This window comes from Hirschia maritima DSM 19733 (genome assembly GCF_000378345.1).
Lineage (GTDB): Bacteria > Pseudomonadota > Alphaproteobacteria > Caulobacterales > Hyphomonadaceae > Hirschia > Hirschia maritima.
In genome coordinates this window covers 1,023,077-1,043,404 of sequence record NZ_KB899544.1, presented here as the reverse complement: position 1 = coordinate 1,043,404, position 20,328 = coordinate 1,023,077, and the positions used below count along the sequence as shown (strand labels likewise).

Genomic DNA, 20,328 nt, shown 5'->3' with positions numbered 1-20,328 from the left:
ATGTTTAGTCTTCCTTAGCTGCGCTTTCTAGCTCTTTCAAAACACCTTTAGCCGCCTTCAATCTGTGCTCTGCATTAGGCCAAACACCATTGATAACCAGCTTGCCATCTGGCCGCAGCTTCATCATAGATGGGCGAGTGTGCACCCAAGCAATTAATTGAGCCGGATTGATTGGCGGCTGGTCTCGGAAAGTGAACACAGCTCCCTTGGGCCCGGACGTCAATTTAGATATGCCCAGATCCTTACACATGTTCTTTACCGCAGTTACTTCCAGAAGCTGCTTAGTTTCGTCAGGCAACTCACCAAAACGGTCGATCAACTCTGCGGCAAAACTTTCGCGTTCTTCCTCGGTGTTGAGGTCAGATAGGCGACGATAAAGCGTCAATCGCTCCGTTAGATCCGCCACATAATAATCAGGAATCAACACAGCGGCACCAAGATCAATCATCGGCGACCAATCATCTGATGGCTCTAACTCACCTGTTTTAAGCGCATTCACCGCATCCTCGAGCATTTGTTGATACAGTTCGACACCAACTTCCCGCACATGACCCGATTGAGCATCCCCGAGCATATTACCACCGCCACGCATATCCAGGTCGTGGCTAGCCAACATGAAACCAGCCCCGAGGCTGTCTAACGATTGAAGAACTTTCAAACGTTTTTCCGCTGTTTCTGACAGCACCATATCTTTTTTAGTGGTCATATAGGCGTAAGCGCGCAATTTGGATCGACCGACACGACCACGAAGCTGATACAGTTGGGCAAGTCCGAACTTATCTGCTCTGTGAATGACGATTGTATTCGCGCTTGGAATATCCAATCCGGATTCTACAATTGTCGTTGCCAGCAACACATCTGCCTTACCATCATAAAAATCATTCATAATGTCTTCGAGTTGACCAGATGCCATCTGACCGTGCGCTGACAAGAAAGAAACTTCAGGCACTTGTTCCTTCAAGAAACGCTCAAGGAATGGCAGATCAGACACTCGCGGCGCAATGAAATATGACTGTCCTCCGCGATATCTCTCCCTTAGCAACGCTTCACGGATCGTAACAGGATCGAATTCCACAGTGTAGGTTCTTACAGATAACCGGTCGATCGGTGGCGTGGCGATAATTGACAGATCTCGAATACCTGTCAGTGCCAATTGTAACGTTCGCGGAATAGGGGTCGCAGATAATGTCAGCACGTGAATGTCTGACTTCATCTCTTTCATGCGCTCTTTGTGCTTCACACCGAAACGCTGCTCTTCATCAATTACAAGCAAGCCCAATCGTTTAAAGTCTACTTGCTTTGAAATAACAGCATGCGTTCCAACAACCACATCAGCATCACCATTTGCAAGCATCTCTCGCGTTGTTGCTTGCTCCTTGGCAGATACAAAGCGCGATAGCTGGCGCACTTTTATCGGCCATCCATCAAAACGCTCGGTAAAGGTTCGATAATGCTGACGTGCAAGCAATGTTGTTGGCGCAATGACAGCTACCTGCATACCACTCATCGCCGCCACAAATGCCGTTCTTAAGGCAACTTCAGTTTTACCAAACCCAACATCACCACACACGAGGCGGTCCATTGGCTTTCCTGACGCCAAATCACCCAAGCAATCTTCTATAGCATTAAGCTGGTCATCAGTTTCTTCATATGGAAAACGCGCACAGAATTCATCAAACAAACCATCTGCATCAGCAGTTTTGTCCGCTTTTTTCATCTCACGTTCGGCAGCGATACGGATAAGGTCACCCGCCATTTCCATGATATTTTTCTTGGCTTTTGCTTTGCGGGACTGCCACCCTGCACCGCCAAGTTTGTCCATAGATCCTTCGCCAGAGTCCGCACCATATCGACTGATCAATTCGATATTTTCTACCGGCAGAAGGATTTTATCACCACCCGCATACACAAGCTCAAGGCAGTCATGAGGTGCTGTACCGACATCGACTGTTCTTAGCCCTTCATAGCGCCCTACACCGTGATCAATGTGCACAATCATATCGCCAGGAGATAGTGACGCAGCCTCGGCTATGTAGCTTGCTGTCTTCCGCTTTCGTTTGCGAGGACGTGCAAGCTTGTCGCCAAGCATGTCTTGTTCTGCGATAACTGCCAGATCATTAAAGGTGAAACCCGCCTCCATGGAGGTCTCGACAATTACCGGAGCATTTGCAGCTTTGGCCGCCGACCAATCTTCGGCTGTACGCACTTCTGGCATTCCATGGTCTGACAACACGGTCTTCAAACGATCAGCCGACCCAGCCGACCATGCTGCAAACACAACTTTTCGTTTGTTTTCTATGTGCTCTTTGGCAAGTTTTACAGCTGAATCAAAAACATTTGCTTCTGGGTTTGAACGTTCAATTGCGAAGTCCTTCCCAATTTGGGCTCCCACGAAGAGCACATCTTTTTTCTCAGGAGATTCAAATGGATGGAAACGCACTACCGCACCAGATGAACGTGTCAGCTTAAATTCTTCTTCGGTGAGATACAGTTCTTCTGGGGGAAGAACTTTTGCTTCCATTACATCTCCACCAGCTGCATGTACGCGGGTTTCAAAATAATCTTTCGCTTGCGCTATACGATCAACACCAGCTGCTTCCGCTTGATTGTCGAAACCGAGCAATGCATCCGCACCAGCATACTCAAGAAGTGTTTCTAGTTTTTCGTGAAATAACGGTAGCCATTGATCTATACCTTGGCGCCGAATTTTAGCGCGCGCAGATTCAAAGTTTGGGTCACCACCGGGAGGACCAAAAGATTCAAGATATTTACGACGGAAAAGCGTTAGCGCATCATCGGTAAAAAAGATTTCACTAACCGGTGCAAAGGCAATCTCTTTTAGCTTGTTTGTTGAAACTTGAGTCTCAGGATCAAACGAACGGATAGATTCAAGGTTGTCACCAAAAAAATCTAATCGCACTGGCTCAATACGGTCAGGCGGGAAAATATCGATAATCCCCCCTCGAATAGCGTATTCACCCGGTTCGCGGACTATATCTGTTCGCGTGTATCCATTGATTGTTAGGTAATCTTGCAAAGATTGCTGCTCGACGTCTGCCCCAACACCCGCAGCAAAGCTGGCTTCAGCCATTTTTGTGACTGGTGCAACGCGTTGCACCATCGCATTGGCTGTCGTGACAACAAGAATTTTCTCTTTCGGGTCACGATGCGACAAACGCGCCAAAGCGGAACACCGCATAGCCGAAATATGTGCTGTTGGACTTACACGATCATACGGCAAACAATCCCAAGCCGGAAAATTGATTTGGGTCATGTGAGGCTGAAAGAATTTTGCGATTGATAGTACCTGCAACGCCTGCCTGTCATCTCGCGCCACATATACGCCGACTCCGCCGCGCTTGTTTATCGCCTCAACAAACACCCGCACGTCCGCACCAAAGGGTGATCCATAAGCATCGATAGGAGCTTTTATGCCTGCAAGCGTATCCCAGACTTTCATTCAATACTTGCTTTCTTATCTAAAAATATATGATCAAATTACACTAAACTTCGTGACCAACCGCATTCACGGGAATACTAGAAAACATCAAGCCCGAGGCTAAATAGAAATATTCCATATCCAATAAACCCTACTGACATCATTCTCAGAGCTTGTATCGATTGTTCGCCTGCTTTCAGAGTTAGGTTAGGAACAATAATCAACGCACAACCTTTTAAAACAGCAAGACCGCCTAAAATTGAAACCGCTATTTGGTCTGTAGTCTTCCATGGAACAATGTTCACCAAGACGATCATTCCAATGATGAAATGCACCGCACCCGACAAATTTATCAAAACAGGGTCTGACTTGTTTCCCATTTGGGTCATACGTTGAAAAAATTTAGGTGAGACCACAAATCCCACCCCGGTTGCGATCAGATATGTACCACCCACAATTGCTATCTTATCTGCCACATCCATCATTATACTAAAAACCTTACAGTAACCCAACTGACTTCATGTAAGCGGCAACATCAAATTTTCGGAGCCAGTTCAAAACAGAACCTTGATACTCGTCAGGTGTTTCTTCGTTTTCGAGTATCCAGCCATACACTTCTTGATCACCAGCATCCAACAATCTTTCGAATTGATCCAACTGATCATCATCAAGTTCTTCAATATGAGTTTTCGCAAATCCACCCATGATAAGGTCCATTTCCTTAAATCCACGGTGATCCGCTCTAAAGAGCAATTTGCGTCTACGCACATCCATTTTAACCATCTCCAAAATTTGAATGCAGACACATAGGATGGTTTTCGCTAATTGTCAGGTCATACGCGCTGGAATATCGTGATTTAAATTATGAGACCTGAAATCCTCTTCCCTTTTTTTAAGGATCTAAAAAGCCTTTCTGGCATCGGTCCTAAAACTGCCCCCTTACTTCAAAGGCTAACGGGCGGCGATAAGGTATTGGATTTACTGCTTCATTTGCCGCACGAATACATAGATCGCCGAGTGAAGCCTTCATTCTTTGAAACCATTGTGGGCGAAATCGCAACTGTAAAAGGCACTGTTGATTCGGTATCGGCAGGCCACGGCAATGCGCCGACTAGAGTCCGCCTTATTGATGATACCGGCTTTTTGACACTCGTTTTCTTTCGAGCCCAACCAAGCTGGCTACAAAAACAATTTCCGATGAATCAGGAAATGATTGTTTCAGGCATGATTGAGGATTTTAATGGAACGCGCCAAATGGTGCATCCCGATCATGTATGCAATCCTGAAAAAGGTGAAGAACCACCGCGCGTGGAACCTGTATATCGCCTCACAGCCGGCGTTACATCTCGTACTATTCGAAAAGCGATCTCAGTTGCCTGTGAGGGGCTGACCAACATACCAGAATGGATTGACCAATCTCTTGCACAATCAAAAAACTGGCCTAGCTTTGTTGATGCCTTGAAGCAACTGCACTTACCTGAAGAGTTGGATATCCCAGCATTTGAAAGTGCTCGTCAAAGGCTTGCATATGATGAAGCACTCGCACGCGAAATGGCGATGAATGAACAGCGTTTAGAGCGAAACAAAACACCTGCAGAGTCGATTGCAAGACACAACCACGCAACCAACAACTTGCTAGACGCCCTGCCTTTTGCACCAACGCGCGCGCAGCTAAAAGCATTTGATGACATTCAATCAGACATGGCGCGTAAATTACCTATGCGCCGTATGCTTCAAGGCGATGTCGGTGCTGGTAAAACATTGGTGGCCGCGCTGGCGATCGCCCAAGCAGCGGCTTCGGGAAAATTCACGGCATTCATGTCTCCAACCGAAGTGCTGGCGAGGCAACAGGCAGTTTCGCTCCACAAATTCCTGGAACCTATTGGGTATCGCTGCGAAGCACTCACTGGCCGCGATAGCAAAAAACGACGACTGGAAATACTTGAAGGAGTCGCTGCAGGCGAAATACACTGCTTGTCTGGTACCCAAGCATTATATCAAGCGGGAGTTGACCTACCTAATTTAGGTTTAGTGATCATTGATGAACAGCATCGATTTGGAGTCGCAGATAGATTAAAGCTCTCGGAAAAAGGAAAAGCACCACATGTCCTGATGATGAGTGCAACTCCTATTCCTCGTACACTCGCGTCAGCTATCAATGGCGATTTGGACACTTCTATTCTGGATGAAAAACCCGCAAACCGGAAACCTATAACTACGCGCATAGCCTCTGAAGACCGAATAGAAGAAGTTATGGGTGCTGTCGCAAATGCCGCTGCACGCGGTGAGCGAGCATTCTGGGTTTGTCCTGCAGTAGATTCAGAAGGGGCTGAAGATGCTGCTGCAACCGTCCGTCAAGAAATCCTGCAGCAGCACGTTACAAGCCCAGTTGCTCTTGTTCATGGGAAGCTACCACCCACCGAAAAAGATGGTGCATTAGAAGCATTCAGAAAAGGTGATGCAAGCGTGCTTGTCGCAACGACTGTTATTGAAGTGGGCGTCGACGTACCTGAAGCAACGATAATGGTAATCGAGCATGCTGAGGGCTTTGGTCTTGCGCAGCTGCATCAATTACGCGGACGCGTTGGCCGTGGCGATAAACCCTCTTCCTGCCTATTGCTTTACAAGCCTCCATTATCAGAAAGTGGTCAGAAACGATTAAATGTATTGCGCGAAACTGAAGATGGATTCGCAATTGCGGAAGCGGATTTTGAACAACGCGGCCCCGGTGATTTACTAGGCTTAAAACAATCCGGGCTACCAGACTTTAAAGTTCTAGATCTTACTAAGCACTCTGATCTTTTTGCTATCGCAAGAGATGATATAAAACTGCTTTCAAACCATTCAGCTGAAAAAGCAAAACCACGCCGCGAAAGCTTAGAGATTTTAAAAGAACTCTTTTCTCAAAATATTGTATCAGAAACTTAGTCTGCTTTTTCCGGTGGTGCGGTCTTAGCATCACTGATTGCATCTTCAGCTAGTTTTAGATTTTCATCACCAGCAATAGATTCAATTGGCGGCTTTGGAGAATTTTGAGTTTTATTGACCTCAGGCACAACCAATCCAGCGGAAATGATCAACTTAGCACCTTCTTCAACACTCATATCCAAGACAACAAGCTCTTCACGTTTGACATAAATCAAGAAGCCAGATGTAGGGTTAGGGGTTGTCGGGACAAACACTCCGACCATGCCAGGCATTTTGCTAGCCATATCACCGCGCACTGATGCCGTTATGAAACCAACCGCCCATGACCCTTTTCTAGGATATTCAAGCATAACAACTTCTTTGAAGTTGTCCGTTTGACTCGCAGCTAACGTTTCGAAGATTTGTTTAATTGCCGTGTAAATATTCCGGACCAAAGGTACACGCCCAATAAGCCCCTCACTCGCCCCAACAAGTGAACGACCAATCAAGTTGGCAGCAACAATACCTACCAGCAAGACACTGATTACAACCACAATCACACCCAATCCTGGAAGTGCAAATTGTGTATAGGTTTCAGGGTTCCAACGGTCTGGAATTAATGGCTTCACCTTATTATCAATAAAGGTAATGGCCCCCCAGATAAGTCCAACTGTGATCGCTATTGGTGCAGTCACGACAACACCAGTAAAAAAGCGCGAGCGCAGCCAAGCAAGCGGCCCTGCTTTTTTCTTTGGCTTCACTTGAAACAAAGTCTCGTCCTTGTTCGATTTCTTCTTTTTTGAATTATTGAACATGTTACGAACTTTTCCTCTGCACACCTAGTCAGGTAATGAATCAAATGGAGATAGAACCTTCTCACTCATATAGTGATTGTTTTCACTTAGTACAGGAACATCTCTACCTTCTGTCTAAAACATCACAAATGCAGCCGAAATAAAGCAAAAACACAAAAATTGCTGATTTTTCATCCGAGTTGCGCCACACATTCTGCATCCCACAAAGGCAGCATACTTAATTACATCAATTTTCATGGATCAAATGACCATTTGGTGTATTAACAGAGGCATTCAAGATTACGTCTATTTAAGCCGAGTAGAATTGTAGATTTAAAGTTTGAGGAAAAACACAATGTCCACGAACACCAGCTCAACTTCCTCAAACATTGCTCATTCGAAGAAAGTTTTTGGGATCCCACTCATTCCTTTTTTGCTTATGCTGATAGCATTCTTTCTGACGTTAATTGGTATTTGGTATGTCATAACCGCTCCAGCAAGATATCACGATGCAATCACTCCTACAGCTTCCTTTGCTTTACCCGTAGGTGACGCACCCAATTATTCTGAGACCTTAAACTGGGCGCTGATCCCGTCTACAAAACCAGAAGGCGCGTGGGAAACACCTTGGGGTGTTGATGTTTTCTTTATTCACGGAACGACTTCCAACTCACCAGACGGTTGGAATTCACAAATAAACAATCCAGATGCAGAGCTGCAACTTCAATCAGCTATGTTACCAAATTACGCCGGACCTTTTCAAAAAATGGCTCCGATATATGCGCCAAAATACAGACAAGTCACCTTACATGGCGAGTACTCTCTAAATGAGAATTCTCAAAAAGCATTCAATCTAGCTTATGAAGATGTCGAGTTGGCATTTCAATCCTACATGCAGGAACACAATCAAGGGCGAGCCATCATCCTTGCTGGTGTTGGACAAGGTGGGATCCTCGCAAAACGATTATTGAGAGATCAATTCAATACCGATCAAATGAAGCGAAGGCTTGCGGTAGCTTATCTGATTGAAACCCCTACCAATGCCAACAATTATATTGGCGACAACAGCCAATTCCAGATCTGCAATCACGATGAACAGATCAACTGTATTGCGTCATGGAACACAATTGGTGAATCCGATGCAAAACGAACTCAGAATATTCTTTCAAGAGCAATAGAGTGGGGTTCAAACAACGCATTAAAATCTTACTCAGGGCAGAAGTTTATTTGTTTCAATCCAAGCATGGGAAACACCACTCAAGAACTGATTTCTGCTAAACTAAATCGAGGTGCCGCAAATGCAACAAACCTCAACATTGCAAGTAAACCAGACATTCTTGAGAATGCTGTATCTAGCCAATGTGTCGATGGATTTCTTGTTGTGAGCAATCCGGATCACAAAACGCTTAAATCGAAAAACAACGAACATTCCCGCATGTTCGCACCAGCCTTTAATCTATTCTATTCCGACATCAGCTTTGACGCCGCTAAGCGAGCAACTATCACGAGTGCTTGGTTAGATAAGCATGGTGCTAAACCCGCTCCTCCATTACCTCCAATGAAAACGATCGAAATTGCTCCGATTACCAAAATTGAAAAAATACTGGGAACGGAATAATCCTAACCAACTTGAGTTCAGCTTTAGTCTGCTCTAGCAGTAACTCATCCATTTTTGATTTCGGGCACATTAGATGAGTAAATTACCTATTTCAGTCTTCATCATCGCAAAAGACGAGGAAGACCGTATTGTGCCGGTTATCCATTCAGTCATTGACTGGGTTCATGAAGTCATCGTCATCGACAGTGGAAGCTCAGATAATACTGTTAAGGTTTCAGAGGCTGCTGGAGCAAAAACAGTATTCAACGAGTGGAATGGGTATGGGCCGCAAAAAGTTTACGGCGAAACACTTTGTTCGCAAAAATGGTTGTTAAACATAGACGCTGATGAAGAAGTTAGCGGTCAACTGCGCTCTGAATTGGAAAGCATGTTCGCAGAAGGAAAAGAACCTAGTTTAGCTGGCTATCAAATTCCCATTTTAATATGTTTTCCATTCGACAAGGGGCCTCGTCCTTTTGCACCGTCCAACGATCCAGTTCGCCTGTACCACCGGGATAAGGCGGGATTCAAACCCGAACTTGTGCATGATTCAGTTGTTTTAAATCAAGGCGAAAGCTCGGGTAAGTTAAAGCATCACATTAATCATCGCTGCTTTAGGTCACATCATCATGCACTTGAAAAAATTAATCGTTATAGCAGCATGCAAGCCGAAGATATGCTCTCCAAAGGACGCAAACCATCGGTTCTACGATTACTTACAGAGCCTATAACTGCTTTTCTAAAATCAATGATTTTGCGTCGCTATGGTCTTTTCGGCGTCAATGGGTTCGTTGAAAGCTGTATATATTCATTTGCACGCTTTATCCGCCTTGCTAAAGCACGCGAAGAGTGGGCAAAGCATGAAGCAGAAAAACGTAAAACTTAAACTATGCTCTAAACGCTAAACTTAGATCACTTGTATCACGCGGTAGATTTCCCCACTCCATTCCGTGAAGGATCCATTCTGCTAGGGACATCACAATGCCCCAACACAATGTTGGGATGGTGATGACCACAACAGCAACCACAATAGATCTAATGAGTGTTGAACCAGCTCCACCAGGGTCTTGACCACCCGCAACTTCCATAGCTCTCAGTAGTTTTTCCCCGAAAAACATGCAAAGCACACCTATGACTGGGAAAATCAGCCCCAATTCATACTGGTTATAATAAGACATTAGAGCAACAGAAAGTGCACACCCTAGAAGGATCAGCATGAACAGCATGGATCCTGACCAAAGTGCTCTGAATAATTGTTTCTCTAACATCTGCATGTGTTTTTCTCCGTTTCAGGAAAAAACCTAACACACAGATGTAAATATTGATTTCAAAGAGATTGTTGAAATTTACCGCTTTTCTTAAACGTCGAAATCCAACCCTATGGCAGAAAAGCGTTCGCGACTTTCAGCCCATTTTTCTGATACTTTCACACGCGTAAACAGGTGAATGTTTGTCTCAAAAATATCCTGTAGGTCTTTACGAGCTTGTTGTCCAATATCTTTAATCGCGCGACCGTTCTTTCCAAGAACAATTTTTCTGTGCCCTTCACGGGCCACATAGATTATTTGATCAACACGAATTGAGCCGTCTTTAAAGCGTTCCCAACTTTCCGTCTCAACAGTCATTTGATAGGGAAGTTCTTCATGTAAGCGCAGCATCAATTTTTCACGCGTTACCTCTGCTGCAAGCAAACGGGACGGCATATCTGCCGCTTGATCCTCAGGAAACAGGTAAGGTCCCACAGGCATACGTTCAGCTATAAAGTCTGCCAATTGTCGAACGCCGCCACCACGCAATCCGGAAATCATAAAGACATCTGAATACACGCCCTCAGCAAATAGCTCTTTAGAGATCGGAATAAGATCTTCTCGATCGAACAGGTCGATCTTATTCAATGCAAGAATAGCTTTGCGACCGGATGTTTTAAGATCATCAATAATTCTCTGATCATCAATGAGTGTTTTCTTGTCAGCACCATCTTCTTTATCGGACATTTTATTCGACCGAGAGGCAGCATCAACAACGTGGATAATTTGATCAGCGCCTTCTGCACCATCCCAAGCTGATTGCACCATCGCACGGTCCAGGCGTCGCTTGGGAGCAAAAATTCCAGGTGTATCAACAAGCACAACTTGCGAATTATCCCGCATCATCACGCCGCGCACCTGAAAGCGTGTCGTCTGCACTTTATGCGTGACAATAGACACCTTTGCGCCCACCAGCCGATTTACCAATGTGGATTTACCCGCATTGGGCGATCCAATAACAGCTACAAAACCAGCCCTAGTCTGCTCTGCTTCAGGTGATGTTTCTTCTTCAAATTCTTCTGGCATATCGCTCAAGAAGTTTCTCCAACTTTGTCTAACATTGCGCTTGCGGCTGCACGTTGCGCATCTTGTTTTGATGGCCCTTCACCACGTGCCGGTTCTTCACCGTCAACACGTACTTCCACCGTAAAAATCGGTGCATGGTCTGGCCCCTTACGACCTACATTCTCATATATTGGCGCAGGTCGTCCATCGCCTTGCGCCCACTCTTGCAAAGCCGACTTAGGGTCTCTAGGCACTTTCACCACGCCCTTGAAATACTCTTTCCAGTATTTGACAATAAACGTCTCAGCCGGTTTCAAGCCTGCTTCAAGATATATCGCCCCGATCAAAGCTTCTGTGACATTCGCCAACAATGATGGCTTAGTCGTTCCGCCCGCTGATGTTTCGGCAGCGTCTAGAATAAGAAATTGCCCTAGATCAAGTTCGGCAGCGATCTTTGCACATGTTTCACGGCTGACCAGTGCATTGAGGCGCGGAGCTAGACCGCCCTCTCGCTCTTTTTCAAATCGCGTAATAAGCTGACTAGCCGCGACTAGCCCCAGCACACGATCTCCTAAAAACTCAAGACGCTCATTGCTCCAGTCTGCAGCTTCACCAGCGACGGCACTAGAATGCGTGAATGCCCGATCCAACAAGCTAATGTCTTTGAATTTGACACCCGCAATCTGCTGTATCGCTTCACGTGATTGCTCACTTAATTTAGGCGGCGTCGAACGGCGCACTCTATCGCGATTGCGGCGACGCTTTCCTGTATGACTAGAATTTGGTCTCGGCATTCAAGCCCCTTAAATGACAATAGCTTCGATAATCACCATTGCTTGGGCATAGGGGTAATCATCTGTAATTGTCAGGTGAATATTCGCCTTCATACCTTCTGGTGTCATATTTTCAAGGAATTGTTTTGCGCCGCCGTTCAATTCCATTGCAGGTCGTCCATTTTCCTGATTGACGACTCCCATATCTTGCCAAGCCACTCCATTGGCCCAGACCCCGCTTCCCAAGGCTTTGGCGCACGCTTCTTTAGCTGCAAACCTTTTAGCGTATGTATCGGCACGTCTTTTACGAGTATCCGCTTTTTCGCGTTCGACTTTTGTGAAAACACGATGCGTAAAACGGTCACCAAACCGCTCCAACGATGCTTCAATTCTCCGGATATCCGTGAGATCTTGACCGATGCCAAGTATCATTCAGAACGCGCCTCATCAATCAAATCACGCATATGACGAACGGCAGCTTCCAATCCAACAAATATCGCTTCACCAACTAGGAAGTGACCAATATTGAATTCCGCAATCTCAGGAATTTGAGCAACTGGTTTTATGGTATCATAGGTTAATCCATGTCCTGCATGGACCTCTATACCACGTCGTTTTCCTTCAGAAGCTGCAAGCTTTAATCGATCCAACTCGAGTGCCGCTTCTTTCTCTTCGCCAGCAATAACATGCTCAACATACTTACCTGTGTGAAGCTCCACAACTGGTGCTCCAATCGCCTCAGCAACAGCAACCTGCACAATGTCAGGCTCTATGAACAATGACACACGCGATCCATTTTCACTTAGGTCACGCACAAATGGCGACACAACATTGTGGAGCCGCGCAACATCGAGCCCACCTTCCGTAGTACGTTCTTCTCTCTTTTCGGGAACGAGACAAACAGCATGCGGTTTAAAATCCATCGCGATTTTAAGCATTTCGTCAGTCGTTGCCATTTCCAAATTAATAGGCAAAGACATCGCGCCGCTAACTGCTTCAAGGTCTCCATCGCGAATGTGACGACGATCTTCGCGCAAATGAATTGTTATCCCATCCGCACCCGCATCTCTTGCTGCCTTAGCAGCACGCGCAGGATCAGGCCAAGCACCACCGCGCGCGTTACGAATAGTCGCAACGTGATCAATATTCACCCCAAGGCGCGCGTAAGGTAGTACCATATTACTTTAGTCCTCGGCTTCCCGGTTTGATTGCTGGTATGTCCTTGAGCTCGGCAGGCAAATCGTCCGGATCAAAGTCTGGAAAATCAACTGCAGCCAATGAAACCAAAGGCAAGCCAACTTCTGCTTCACCATTGGAGCGGTCCACCACGCATGCACCACCAATGACGTCACCATCAAACTTGTTCAATGCCGTGAATGTTTCACGCATGGAAAGCCCTGTTGTCACAATATCTTCAACTACAACAACTCGCTCGCCTTCTTTTATATCAAAGCCACGACGCAGGGTCATTTCACCATCTTGGCGTTCTGTGAAAATAGCGCGGCAACCTAAAGCACGAGCCGTTTCATAACCTGGTATCAAACCGCCAACAGCTGGCCCACACACGACATCGATTTGACCAAATTGGGCTTTCAGTTTTTCCGCTAAAGCCGCACACAATTTTTCTGAAGTTGCAGGATGTGAAAACACAAGCGCTTTTTGAAGAAACACCGGACTTCTACGTCCTGATGATAAAATGAAATGTCCTTCAAGAAGAGCATCTACTTTACGGAATTCACTTAAAACTTCTTCAGTGTTCACTTCACATTTCCTTACAATTTTTATTCTGACGCGATTTTTGACTCACCACGTAATCGCTCAACACTTTCTACTGCGCTCAGCGCTCTTAGAGCTGTCATTATTTGTGTCAGTCTTCGCTTATCTTCAACCTCTAAGTCAAATCGAAAATCTATAAAATCTTCACTTCTGTCCTGAATAGCGACGTTGATGATATTTCCATTCGTTTCTGAAATAGCTTTACACACCGTGGCCAACGACCCGCGCTGATTGGAAATCGTAATATTTAGTCGGCTAATGGCAAAGAAATCGGTAGAAGCAATAGGACGCCAATTTAGGTCCATCCAAGCATCAGGGCGATCATCAAATTCAATCAACCTCTGACAATCTATCGTGTGTACATCAACACCTTTACCCGGCATTTCAACACCAACAATTCGATCTCCAGGAAGAGGAGAACAACACTCAGATAGGTGCAAAGCTACACCCGGCATGAGCTTTTCACCCGACAGTAATGACTGGGTCTCACCATCATCAATTACATGCCGACCTTCAAGAGTTTCGCTATCGATCTGCTCTGGAAATGTTTTTGATAAAATTTCCTTCAGATCAACAAACCCACGACCGAGCTCTTCAAGCAGTTCTTCAGTGGATCCGATACCGTTTTGAGTTGCGATCTCGCGGAATTTGATATCAATAGGATCAAGGCCGATACGACGTAAGCCAAGATTGAGCTTCTGCCGGCCAAGCTTTGTAAACTCTTCCTGCTCTTTATCGCGTGTTAAACGACGAATTGCAGAACGCGCACGTCCAGTAACGACAAGATTACGCCAATTTGCTGGCGGCCCAACACGTTGGCCGCGAATGATCTCTATTGTATCCCCGTTTTGGATGAAGGTTCTCAATGGCCGCTCAATTCCATTAATGCGAACACCCACACATTCATCACCCACTGCCGTGTGAACTGAATAGGCAAAATCAAGCGGCATTGCGCCAACAGGCAATTTTACAAGACGACCACGCGGTGTAAACGCGAACACCGTATCGCGGTACATCTCCATCTTGGCGTGCTCGAGAAATTCTTCTGGATCCGCACCATGATCCAGCATGTCTGCAAAGCTTAACAAACTGTCTTCCGGATCTAGACCGGCTTCACGAGCTCCATCTTTATCAAAGCCATAGCTTTTATTTTTGTACCGCCAATGCGCTGCTATTCCGCGCTCCGCAATTTCATCCATCTGTTTGGTGCGAATTTGCAGTTCGACGCGGCGATTACCCGGCCCTTGAAAAGTCGTGTGGATAGACTGATAGCCATTTGGTTTGGGAACCGAAATATAATCTTTAAAACGGCTAGAAAGCGCTGCCCAATGCTGATGAGAAATGCCCAATGCCCTATAACAATCAGCCACGGATGGAACGATCAATCTAAAAGCAAAAATATCACCTAAGTCTTTAAATGATATGGCTTTATTTTCCAGCTTTCGCCAGATACTGTAGGGACGCTTTAACCGACCACGAATATCGCCATTTATGCCGTTGACGCTCATCAAAACTTCGATGTCAGATTTGATACGCTCAACATCCTCCACAGCATCTGCAGCCATTTCAGCTAGCCGTTTTTCAATAGACTCACGAGCTTCAGGATTCATCACCGAAAAAGCAATATCTTCCAACTCACCAGCAAATATATTCAATCCAGTGCGGCGTGCTAACGGCGCATAAATATCAATTGTCTCTTGAGCAATACGTATGCGGCTTTCAGGCTTCGGCATAAATTGGATCGTCCGCATATTGTGCAGGCGATCTGCCAGTTTCACCAAAAGAACTCGAATATCTTTGGTTGTTGCCAAAATGAATTTTTGAAAATTCTCAGCCTGTTTAGCCGCTCGGCTTGAAGCCTCAAGCTGAGTTAACTTCGTGACGCCATCCACGATATCCGCAATATCTTTGCTGAAGACTTCTTCTATCTCTTCAAGGGTAACATCTGTATCTTCTACAGTGTCGTGAAGAAGGCCAGCGATGATTGTAGAATAATCAAGCTTCAGATCAGTTAGAATGCCTGCAACGGAAACAGGGTGCGCATAATAAGGGTCACCGGAATGCCGCTTTTGGGCACCGTGCCGAACCATAGCGAAAACATAGGCGCGATTCAGAGCGTCTTCATCTGCGTCCGGCTGATAGGCAAGAACACGTTCGACTAATTCAAATTGACGCAGAAAACGCCGGCCTTTGCCTGTTGGAAGGCCGGGTTCGCGCAAGGCAGTATGGAGTTCTGACGTGTCGTCAGCCATTTCGCCTCACTTTCAGTTATTAGTAACGGTCTTCGCGCGCGTTCTCTAGCTCTGCTTGATATGCGCGGATAACATCTTCTTCCGAACGAGTTGGTGCAGCTTGAAGTGCCAGACGGTCTTCTTCTTTTTCCGCTTCCTCGTTTGGACGAACTTCTTGAAGCTCAGACACATAGCTCTCTTTAACAAGATCAAGGTCAACGCCGTCACCAGCAATCTCGCGAAGAGAAACAACTGGGTCTTTATCATCATCACGCTCAACAGTCATTTCTGATCCTGCGCGGATCATGCGAGCGCGGTGACCAGCTAACAAAACAAGTTGAAAGCGGTTTGGGACTTTTTCGATACAATCTTCGACGGTGACGCGTGCCATATATGTGTTCTCCTGCCAAACGACCTAGCTAAGCCAGTTCTCTCATCGACTCAACCCACTTATTTACAATAATTACTAATAAATGCGACACATCCGTGTCTATTTCCAATTTTTAATCTTAAAACTCGCCCAAAACAGTCGCCGGCCATTTTTTTTGGGCAATTGGTTCGAGTTCTTGCACTTTGTTGCTCATAACAGGATGCCCCCACTCGGGTGCAATTTCTTTTAAAGGTGACAACACAAACGAGCGCTCATGCATTCTTGGGTGAGGAAGTATAAGATCGCCATCTTTTTCTGCTTCCATTACCTGCCCACGAAAATCAATCAAATCCAAGTCTAATGTCCGCGAACCGTTCTTTTCGAGCCGCACTCGACCGAAATCATCTTCGATTTCAAGAAGAAATCGCATTAATACTTGCGCATTGTCACAAATAGAGTCTAACTCAACTACAGCATTTTGAAATTCATTAAGAGTCTGGTCTGGCCATGCGGGGGACAACCAAAGACTTGATTTTCGAAGTGTATTAAACCCGGCTCGCTTGAAAACGTGCAGGACTGATCGAAACAAACCCGCGCCTTCAAGCCGTTGACCACTATCATCAACAAACGCGGAATTGCTTCCTAGGGCGACATATATACCGCCCCGTCTGCCTTCTTTTACAGCGTTGTCGTCTACACTAATCCGTGTCGATGGGAGCGACATACTAATATGGCCTTTTACAAAGATGAGCGAATAGCTCTATTTATTGACGGTGCTAATCTATACTCAGCAGCAAAAACATTAAACGTAGAACTTGATTATCGCAGACTTTTAAGTGAATTCCGCAAAAAAGGCCGCCTATTACGGGCCAATTATTACACTGCTTTAGTTGAAAACGAAGAGTATTCTCCAATTCGCCCTCTTGTCGATTGGCTTCAGTACAATGGATACAACGTCGTTACCAAGCCCGCAAAAGAGTTTACCGATTCAGCAGGTCGTCGCCGCGTCAAAGGTGACATGGATGTTGAAATTGCAGTGGACATGCTTACTCTTTCGGAGAGACTCGATCATGTTGTTCTGTTTTCTGGAGATGGAGACCTCACTGTTTTAGTAAAATCACTCCAAGATCGTGGCCTCCGTGTTTCCGTAGTATCTTCAGTTAAAACCCAACCTCCAATGATTTCTGATGATTTACGACGGGCAGCCGATAATTTTATCGACCTCAATGATCTTGTGAAAATTATCGGCAGAGAAAATTCTTCCGATGAAGAATTGTCTGAAATTTAGATACAACTAGACATTCAAAAAACTTAGATTAGTGATTGAACAAATCGATTCCACCGACAATAGGAAGACGGTATGACGGCGCTTGACCAATTTACTTATCCACCTGAAGCACCGTTGGATTGCGACCGCTGCCCAAGATTAGTGGAATACCTCAACGACTGTCGCGCCAAAGAGCCTGATTGGTTCAATGCTCCAGTTCCTTCTTTTGGACCGGAAGACGCTGAACTACTGATCGTTGGTCTAGCCCCAGGTGTAACCGGGGCAAACCGTACAGCTCGGCCATTTACGGGGGATTATGCAGGCGATCTTCTATACGCGACCTTAGAAAAATTTGATTTTTCAAATGGCAAATACGACTCCCGCCCAGATGATGGTTTGGAACTTAAAAACGCAATGATCACTAATGCAGTACGTTGCGTGCCTCCTCAAAACAAACCAATAGGGGCAGAGATCACAAATTGCCGCCCATTCTTAATATCTAGAATGAACAATCTTCCAAATCTCAAGGTGATTTTAGCACTTGGAAAGATAGCACACGACTCAACTGTCAAAACACTCGGTGGAAAATTGGCTGCGCACAAATTTGCTCACGCAGCAGAACATTCTTTTCAATACAATGACCGAGAAATCACATTGGTCGATAGCTATCATTGCTCTCGCTACAACACCAATACGGGTAAACTAACGACTGAAATGTTTGAGAACGTTTTTTCTTTGATTGCAAACCAACTCGACAAATAAAAAGCCGCCCCAGAAACTGAAGCGGCTTAATATCGTTCTTATTCAAGTCTACTTAGAAACTTTTCACCAGCTTATCAATTTGGATCAATTCACTCATCAGTTTTTCAAGCTCAGATAAAACAACCATGTTTGGTCCATCAGATGGTGCTGCATCGGGATCTTGGTGAGTTTCCATAAACACACCAGACACACCAACAGCTACAGCAGCTTTGGCAATCACAGGCACGTATTCACGTTGACCACCTGTGGAGCCACCCTTACCGCCTGGTTGCTGAACCGAGTGAGTCGCGTCAATCACTACAGGAGCCATCGCTGCCATTTCAGGTAAACCACGCATGTCTGTGACGAGTGCGTTGTAGCCAAATGATGAACCACGCTCTGTTAAAAGAACATCCTTAGCGCCCATGGCTTCCAGCTTGTTTACAACATTCTTCATGTCCCAAGGCGCAAGGAATTGCCCTTTCTTGACCTTCACAACAGCACCCGTCTCTGCAGCAGCCTGAAGCATGTCAGTTTGACGGCACAAGAAAGCTGGTATTTGAAGAATATCAACAACCTTTGCGACCTTCTCACACTGCTCAGGTAAATGAACATCAGTGAGCATTGGTAGGCCCGTTTTTTCTTTCACTTCAGCAAAGATGTCTAAAGCCTCGTCCAGCTCCAAACCACGATATCCGGAAATACTTGTACGATTAGCTTTATCAAAAGAGGTTTTGTAAACAACTTGTGCGTTAAGCTTATTTGCAATTTCTAAGATTGCGTTAGACATGAACAAAGCATGTTCACGACCTTCCAAGGCACAAGGCCCAAGAAAAAACGTCAAGGGAGCATCTGGTCCAATTTTGATTCTACCACGTGGACATTCAATTTCGACAGTAGAATTCAGTGAGTTAACACCATTAACGTCGCTCACGGCAGACTCCTCAATTAACAATATTTCTAGTCGCTATGTAGGCACTCTCACATCAAATGGCCAGCGAAACCGACATAATAAGATCAGAAACGCCATAGAAAGCGTTATTCAAATGCCTATCATAAATCATATCCAAGCTTGTTTTAAAGGAATCATTGCGTGAATATTTTCAGATTAGCAAAATCTGCCGATATTGAGGGCTTAGCAGCCCTGACAGCTTCTGTTGGTGCAGGACTGACTACAGTTCCGCGTACCCCTGAAAAAATCGCTGCATATATTGATGAAACAGAACGTTTTTTAAAGGGCGATGAAACAGCAAATCGCCTGTTTTTCGTCGTTGAGATGGACGGCAAGGTTGTGGGAATGTCCGCTATTTTACCGCGACTTGGTAGAGAACGCCCATATTGCAGCTTTAAAATCAGCCGTCACTCGCGCCACTCAACAAATCCGGAATTAAAGACTGCACACGATTCTTTGCAGTTCAGCACCGAATTCGACGGAAACACAGCGCTGGCAACACTTTTCCTGTCTAAAGATGTTCGAGGTGGAGGTGTTGGAAGGTTGCTTTCACTTGGTCGTTTGGCTTTTATCGATCAACATCGAGATCTATTTTCTCAAACTCTTATGGCCGATATTCGTGGGTGGCTCGATGAAAATGGAGAGGCTCCTTTTTGGAACTTCATCGCATCCAAATTTATTAATCTACCATTTAAAGAAGCAGATGAATTAAGTTCAGAAGATGGACGATTTATCGCTGAACTAATTCCCAGCCTTCCGATCCTTTTGAGTTTGTTGCCTCCCGAAACGCAAGACTATATCGGACGCCCGCATAAGCTATCCAGCAAGGCAATGGCATTGCTAATGAACGCAGGTTTTAAACAAACCGATCTCTGCGATGTGTTCGATGGTGGTCCGGCAATCAAATGTGATGTGAGTGATACGTCGATTGCAAGAACCGCTGTCAGAACGCAAACGCTAGCCGATGATGTAGATGGTGATTACGCCATGTTGTTTACAGGCCATAAGCACGACTTCAAAGCAACAATCACGAAAGCGGACATCCGCAATGCGGTTGCACCTGAGAAGGTCGCAAGCTCATTTGAACTAGAAGACAAATCAAAACTATGGATCGCCGCTACGCGTCATACAGACCGTTTAGCCGATCAATTGAAATAAATAGGGACAAT

Annotated in this window: 20 protein-coding genes; 6 read left to right on the top strand and 14 right to left on the bottom strand. The window is 45.5% G+C overall.

The window, feature by feature from the left end; translation table 11 throughout:
* Window positions 1-4 precede the first annotated feature (4 nt).
* The 3 genes from mfd to F551_RS0104900 form a co-directional block, all read right to left on the bottom strand.
* Complete coding sequence (mfd, locus tag F551_RS0104910) at window positions 5-3,460, bottom strand: transcription-repair coupling factor (protein ID WP_018996375.1); 3,456 nt, start codon at window positions 3,458-3,460, stop codon at window positions 5-7.
* 77 nt (window positions 3,461-3,537) lie between these two features.
* On the bottom strand, window positions 3,538-3,924 hold the full coding sequence (locus F551_RS0104905; protein ID WP_018996374.1) for a hypothetical protein: 387 nt from the start codon (window positions 3,922-3,924) through the stop codon (window positions 3,538-3,540).
* Between the two features lie 13 nt (window positions 3,925-3,937).
* Window positions 3,938-4,213, bottom strand: coding sequence for an FAD assembly factor SdhE (locus F551_RS0104900; protein WP_018996373.1), 276 nt, complete (start codon window positions 4,211-4,213; stop codon window positions 3,938-3,940).
* A 90-nt stretch (window positions 4,214-4,303) separates the two neighbouring features.
* Between F551_RS0104900 and recG the strand changes: the two genes are divergently transcribed.
* The gene (gene recG / locus F551_RS0104895) at window positions 4,304-6,367 is read left to right on the top strand and encodes an ATP-dependent DNA helicase RecG (RefSeq protein WP_018996372.1); all 2,064 of its coding nucleotides are present in this window, start codon (window positions 4,304-4,306) and stop codon (window positions 6,365-6,367) included.
* On the opposite strand, the gene F551_RS0104890 is transcribed toward recG, so the two are convergent.
* A complete protein-coding gene (locus tag F551_RS0104890; protein WP_018996371.1) occupies window positions 6,364-7,161 on the bottom strand; it encodes a DUF502 domain-containing protein in 798 nt (265 codons plus the stop codon). The two genes, recG and F551_RS0104890, sit on opposite strands and share 4 nt — an antisense overlap.
* Before the next feature lie 334 nt (window positions 7,162-7,495).
* Here F551_RS0104890 and F551_RS0104885 point away from each other — a divergent pair, with 334 nt between their 5' ends.
* Both F551_RS0104885 and F551_RS0104880 read left to right on the top strand, forming a co-directional pair.
* Window positions 7,496-8,758 (top strand): DUF3089 domain-containing protein, encoded by a 1,263-nt coding sequence (locus F551_RS0104885; protein WP_018996370.1) that lies wholly within the window; start codon window positions 7,496-7,498, stop codon window positions 8,756-8,758.
* 73 nt (window positions 8,759-8,831) lie between these two features.
* Complete coding sequence (locus F551_RS0104880) at window positions 8,832-9,623, top strand: glycosyltransferase family 2 protein (protein WP_018996369.1); 792 nt, start codon at window positions 8,832-8,834, stop codon at window positions 9,621-9,623.
* 1 nt (window position 9,624) lies between these two features.
* On the opposite strand, the gene F551_RS0104875 is transcribed toward F551_RS0104880, so the two are convergent.
* From F551_RS0104875 to folK, 9 genes are all read right to left on the bottom strand, one after another.
* Complete coding sequence (locus F551_RS0104875) at window positions 9,625-10,011, bottom strand: hypothetical protein (RefSeq protein ID WP_018996368.1); 387 nt, start codon at window positions 10,009-10,011, stop codon at window positions 9,625-9,627.
* A gap of 84 nt (window positions 10,012-10,095) precedes the next feature.
* The gene (era, locus tag F551_RS0104870; RefSeq protein WP_018996367.1) at window positions 10,096-11,079 is read right to left on the bottom strand and encodes a GTPase Era; all 984 of its coding nucleotides are present in this window, start codon (window positions 11,077-11,079) and stop codon (window positions 10,096-10,098) included.
* On the bottom strand, window positions 11,076-11,843 hold the full coding sequence (gene rnc / locus F551_RS0104865; RefSeq protein ID WP_018996366.1) for a ribonuclease III: 768 nt from the start codon (window positions 11,841-11,843) through the stop codon (window positions 11,076-11,078). Before rnc ends, era begins: the two co-directional genes overlap by 4 nt.
* A gap of 9 nt (window positions 11,844-11,852) precedes the next feature.
* The gene (acpS, locus tag F551_RS0104860; RefSeq protein ID WP_018996365.1) at window positions 11,853-12,254 is read right to left on the bottom strand and encodes a holo-ACP synthase; all 402 of its coding nucleotides are present in this window, start codon (window positions 12,252-12,254) and stop codon (window positions 11,853-11,855) included.
* Window positions 12,251-13,000 carry a pyridoxine 5'-phosphate synthase gene (locus tag F551_RS0104855; protein ID WP_018996364.1) on the bottom strand — a complete coding sequence of 250 codons (750 nt, stop codon included), beginning with the start codon at window positions 12,998-13,000 and terminating at the stop codon, window positions 12,251-12,253. The genes acpS and F551_RS0104855 overlap by 4 nt, the downstream gene beginning before the upstream one ends.
* A 1-nt stretch (window position 13,001) precedes the next feature.
* On the bottom strand, window positions 13,002-13,583 hold the full coding sequence (pyrE, locus tag F551_RS0104850) for an orotate phosphoribosyltransferase (RefSeq protein ID WP_018996363.1): 582 nt from the start codon (window positions 13,581-13,583) through the stop codon (window positions 13,002-13,004).
* 20 nt (window positions 13,584-13,603) lie between these two features.
* A complete protein-coding gene (locus F551_RS0104845; protein ID WP_018996362.1) occupies window positions 13,604-15,850 on the bottom strand; it encodes a RelA/SpoT family protein in 2,247 nt (748 codons plus the stop codon).
* 19 nt (window positions 15,851-15,869) lie between these two features.
* Window positions 15,870-16,220 (bottom strand): DNA-directed RNA polymerase subunit omega, encoded by a 351-nt coding sequence (gene rpoZ / locus F551_RS17625; RefSeq protein ID WP_018996361.1) that lies wholly within the window; start codon window positions 16,218-16,220, stop codon window positions 15,870-15,872.
* Window positions 16,221-16,338: 118 nt separating this feature from the next.
* Window positions 16,339-16,923, bottom strand: a complete 585-nt coding sequence (folK, locus tag F551_RS0104835; protein WP_018996360.1) for a 2-amino-4-hydroxy-6-hydroxymethyldihydropteridine diphosphokinase — start codon at window positions 16,921-16,923, stop codon at window positions 16,339-16,341.
* A 6-nt stretch (window positions 16,924-16,929) separates the two neighbouring features.
* On the opposite strand from folK, the gene F551_RS0104830 reads away from it, so the two are divergent.
* Both F551_RS0104830 and F551_RS0104825 read left to right on the top strand, forming a co-directional pair.
* On the top strand, window positions 16,930-17,487 hold the full coding sequence (locus tag F551_RS0104830) for a LabA-like NYN domain-containing protein (RefSeq protein ID WP_018996359.1): 558 nt from the start codon (window positions 16,930-16,932) through the stop codon (window positions 17,485-17,487).
* 72 nt (window positions 17,488-17,559) lie between these two features.
* The gene (locus F551_RS0104825) at window positions 17,560-18,228 is read left to right on the top strand and encodes a uracil-DNA glycosylase (RefSeq protein WP_018996358.1); all 669 of its coding nucleotides are present in this window, start codon (window positions 17,560-17,562) and stop codon (window positions 18,226-18,228) included.
* Window positions 18,229-18,280: 52 nt separating this feature from the next.
* Here F551_RS0104825 and kdsA read toward each other — a convergent pair whose 3' ends face one another.
* Entirely contained in the window at window positions 18,281-19,141 is an 861-nt protein-coding gene (kdsA, locus tag F551_RS0104820) for a 3-deoxy-8-phosphooctulonate synthase (RefSeq protein WP_018996357.1), read from the bottom strand.
* Window positions 19,142-19,300: 159 nt separating this feature from the next.
* Between kdsA and F551_RS0104815 the strand changes: the two genes are divergently transcribed.
* The gene (locus tag F551_RS0104815) at window positions 19,301-20,317 is read left to right on the top strand and encodes an arginine N-succinyltransferase (RefSeq protein WP_018996356.1); all 1,017 of its coding nucleotides are present in this window, start codon (window positions 19,301-19,303) and stop codon (window positions 20,315-20,317) included.
* Window positions 20,318-20,328: the final 11 nt, after the last annotated feature.

What these genes read in the sequence shown, in the direction of transcription:
- mfd (WP_018996375.1), bottom strand. Translation starts at nt 3,460, where the DNA reads ATGAAAGTCTGGGATACGCTTGCAGGCATAAAAGCTCCTATCGATGCT.
- F551_RS0104905 (WP_018996374.1), bottom strand. Translation starts at nt 3,924, where the DNA reads ATGATGGATGTGGCAGATAAGATAGCAATTGTGGGTGGTACATATCTG.
- F551_RS0104900 (WP_018996373.1), bottom strand. Translation starts at nt 4,213, where the DNA reads ATGGATGTGCGTAGACGCAAATTGCTCTTTAGAGCGGATCACCGTGGA.
- recG (WP_018996372.1), top strand. Translation starts at nt 4,304, where the DNA reads ATGAGACCTGAAATCCTCTTCCCTTTTTTTAAGGATCTAAAAAGCCTT.
- F551_RS0104890 (WP_018996371.1), bottom strand. Translation starts at nt 7,161, where the DNA reads ATGTTCAATAATTCAAAAAAGAAGAAATCGAACAAGGACGAGACTTTG.
- F551_RS0104885 (WP_018996370.1), top strand. Translation starts at nt 7,496, where the DNA reads ATGTCCACGAACACCAGCTCAACTTCCTCAAACATTGCTCATTCGAAG.
- F551_RS0104880 (WP_018996369.1), top strand. Translation starts at nt 8,832, where the DNA reads ATGAGTAAATTACCTATTTCAGTCTTCATCATCGCAAAAGACGAGGAA.
- F551_RS0104875 (WP_018996368.1), bottom strand. Translation starts at nt 10,011, where the DNA reads ATGCAGATGTTAGAGAAACAATTATTCAGAGCACTTTGGTCAGGATCC.
- rnc (WP_018996366.1), bottom strand. Translation starts at nt 11,843, where the DNA reads ATGCCGAGACCAAATTCTAGTCATACAGGAAAGCGTCGCCGCAATCGC.
- acpS (WP_018996365.1), bottom strand. Translation starts at nt 12,254, where the DNA reads ATGATACTTGGCATCGGTCAAGATCTCACGGATATCCGGAGAATTGAA.
- F551_RS0104855 (WP_018996364.1), bottom strand. Translation starts at nt 13,000, where the DNA reads ATGGTACTACCTTACGCGCGCCTTGGGGTGAATATTGATCACGTTGCG.
- F551_RS0104845 (WP_018996362.1), bottom strand. Translation starts at nt 15,850, where the DNA reads ATGGCTGACGACACGTCAGAACTCCATACTGCCTTGCGCGAACCCGGC.
- rpoZ (WP_018996361.1), bottom strand. Translation starts at nt 16,220, where the DNA reads ATGGCACGCGTCACCGTCGAAGATTGTATCGAAAAAGTCCCAAACCGC.
- folK (WP_018996360.1), bottom strand. Translation starts at nt 16,923, where the DNA reads ATGTCGCTCCCATCGACACGGATTAGTGTAGACGACAACGCTGTAAAA.
- F551_RS0104830 (WP_018996359.1), top strand. Translation starts at nt 16,930, where the DNA reads ATGGCCTTTTACAAAGATGAGCGAATAGCTCTATTTATTGACGGTGCT.
- F551_RS0104825 (WP_018996358.1), top strand. Translation starts at nt 17,560, where the DNA reads ATGACGGCGCTTGACCAATTTACTTATCCACCTGAAGCACCGTTGGAT.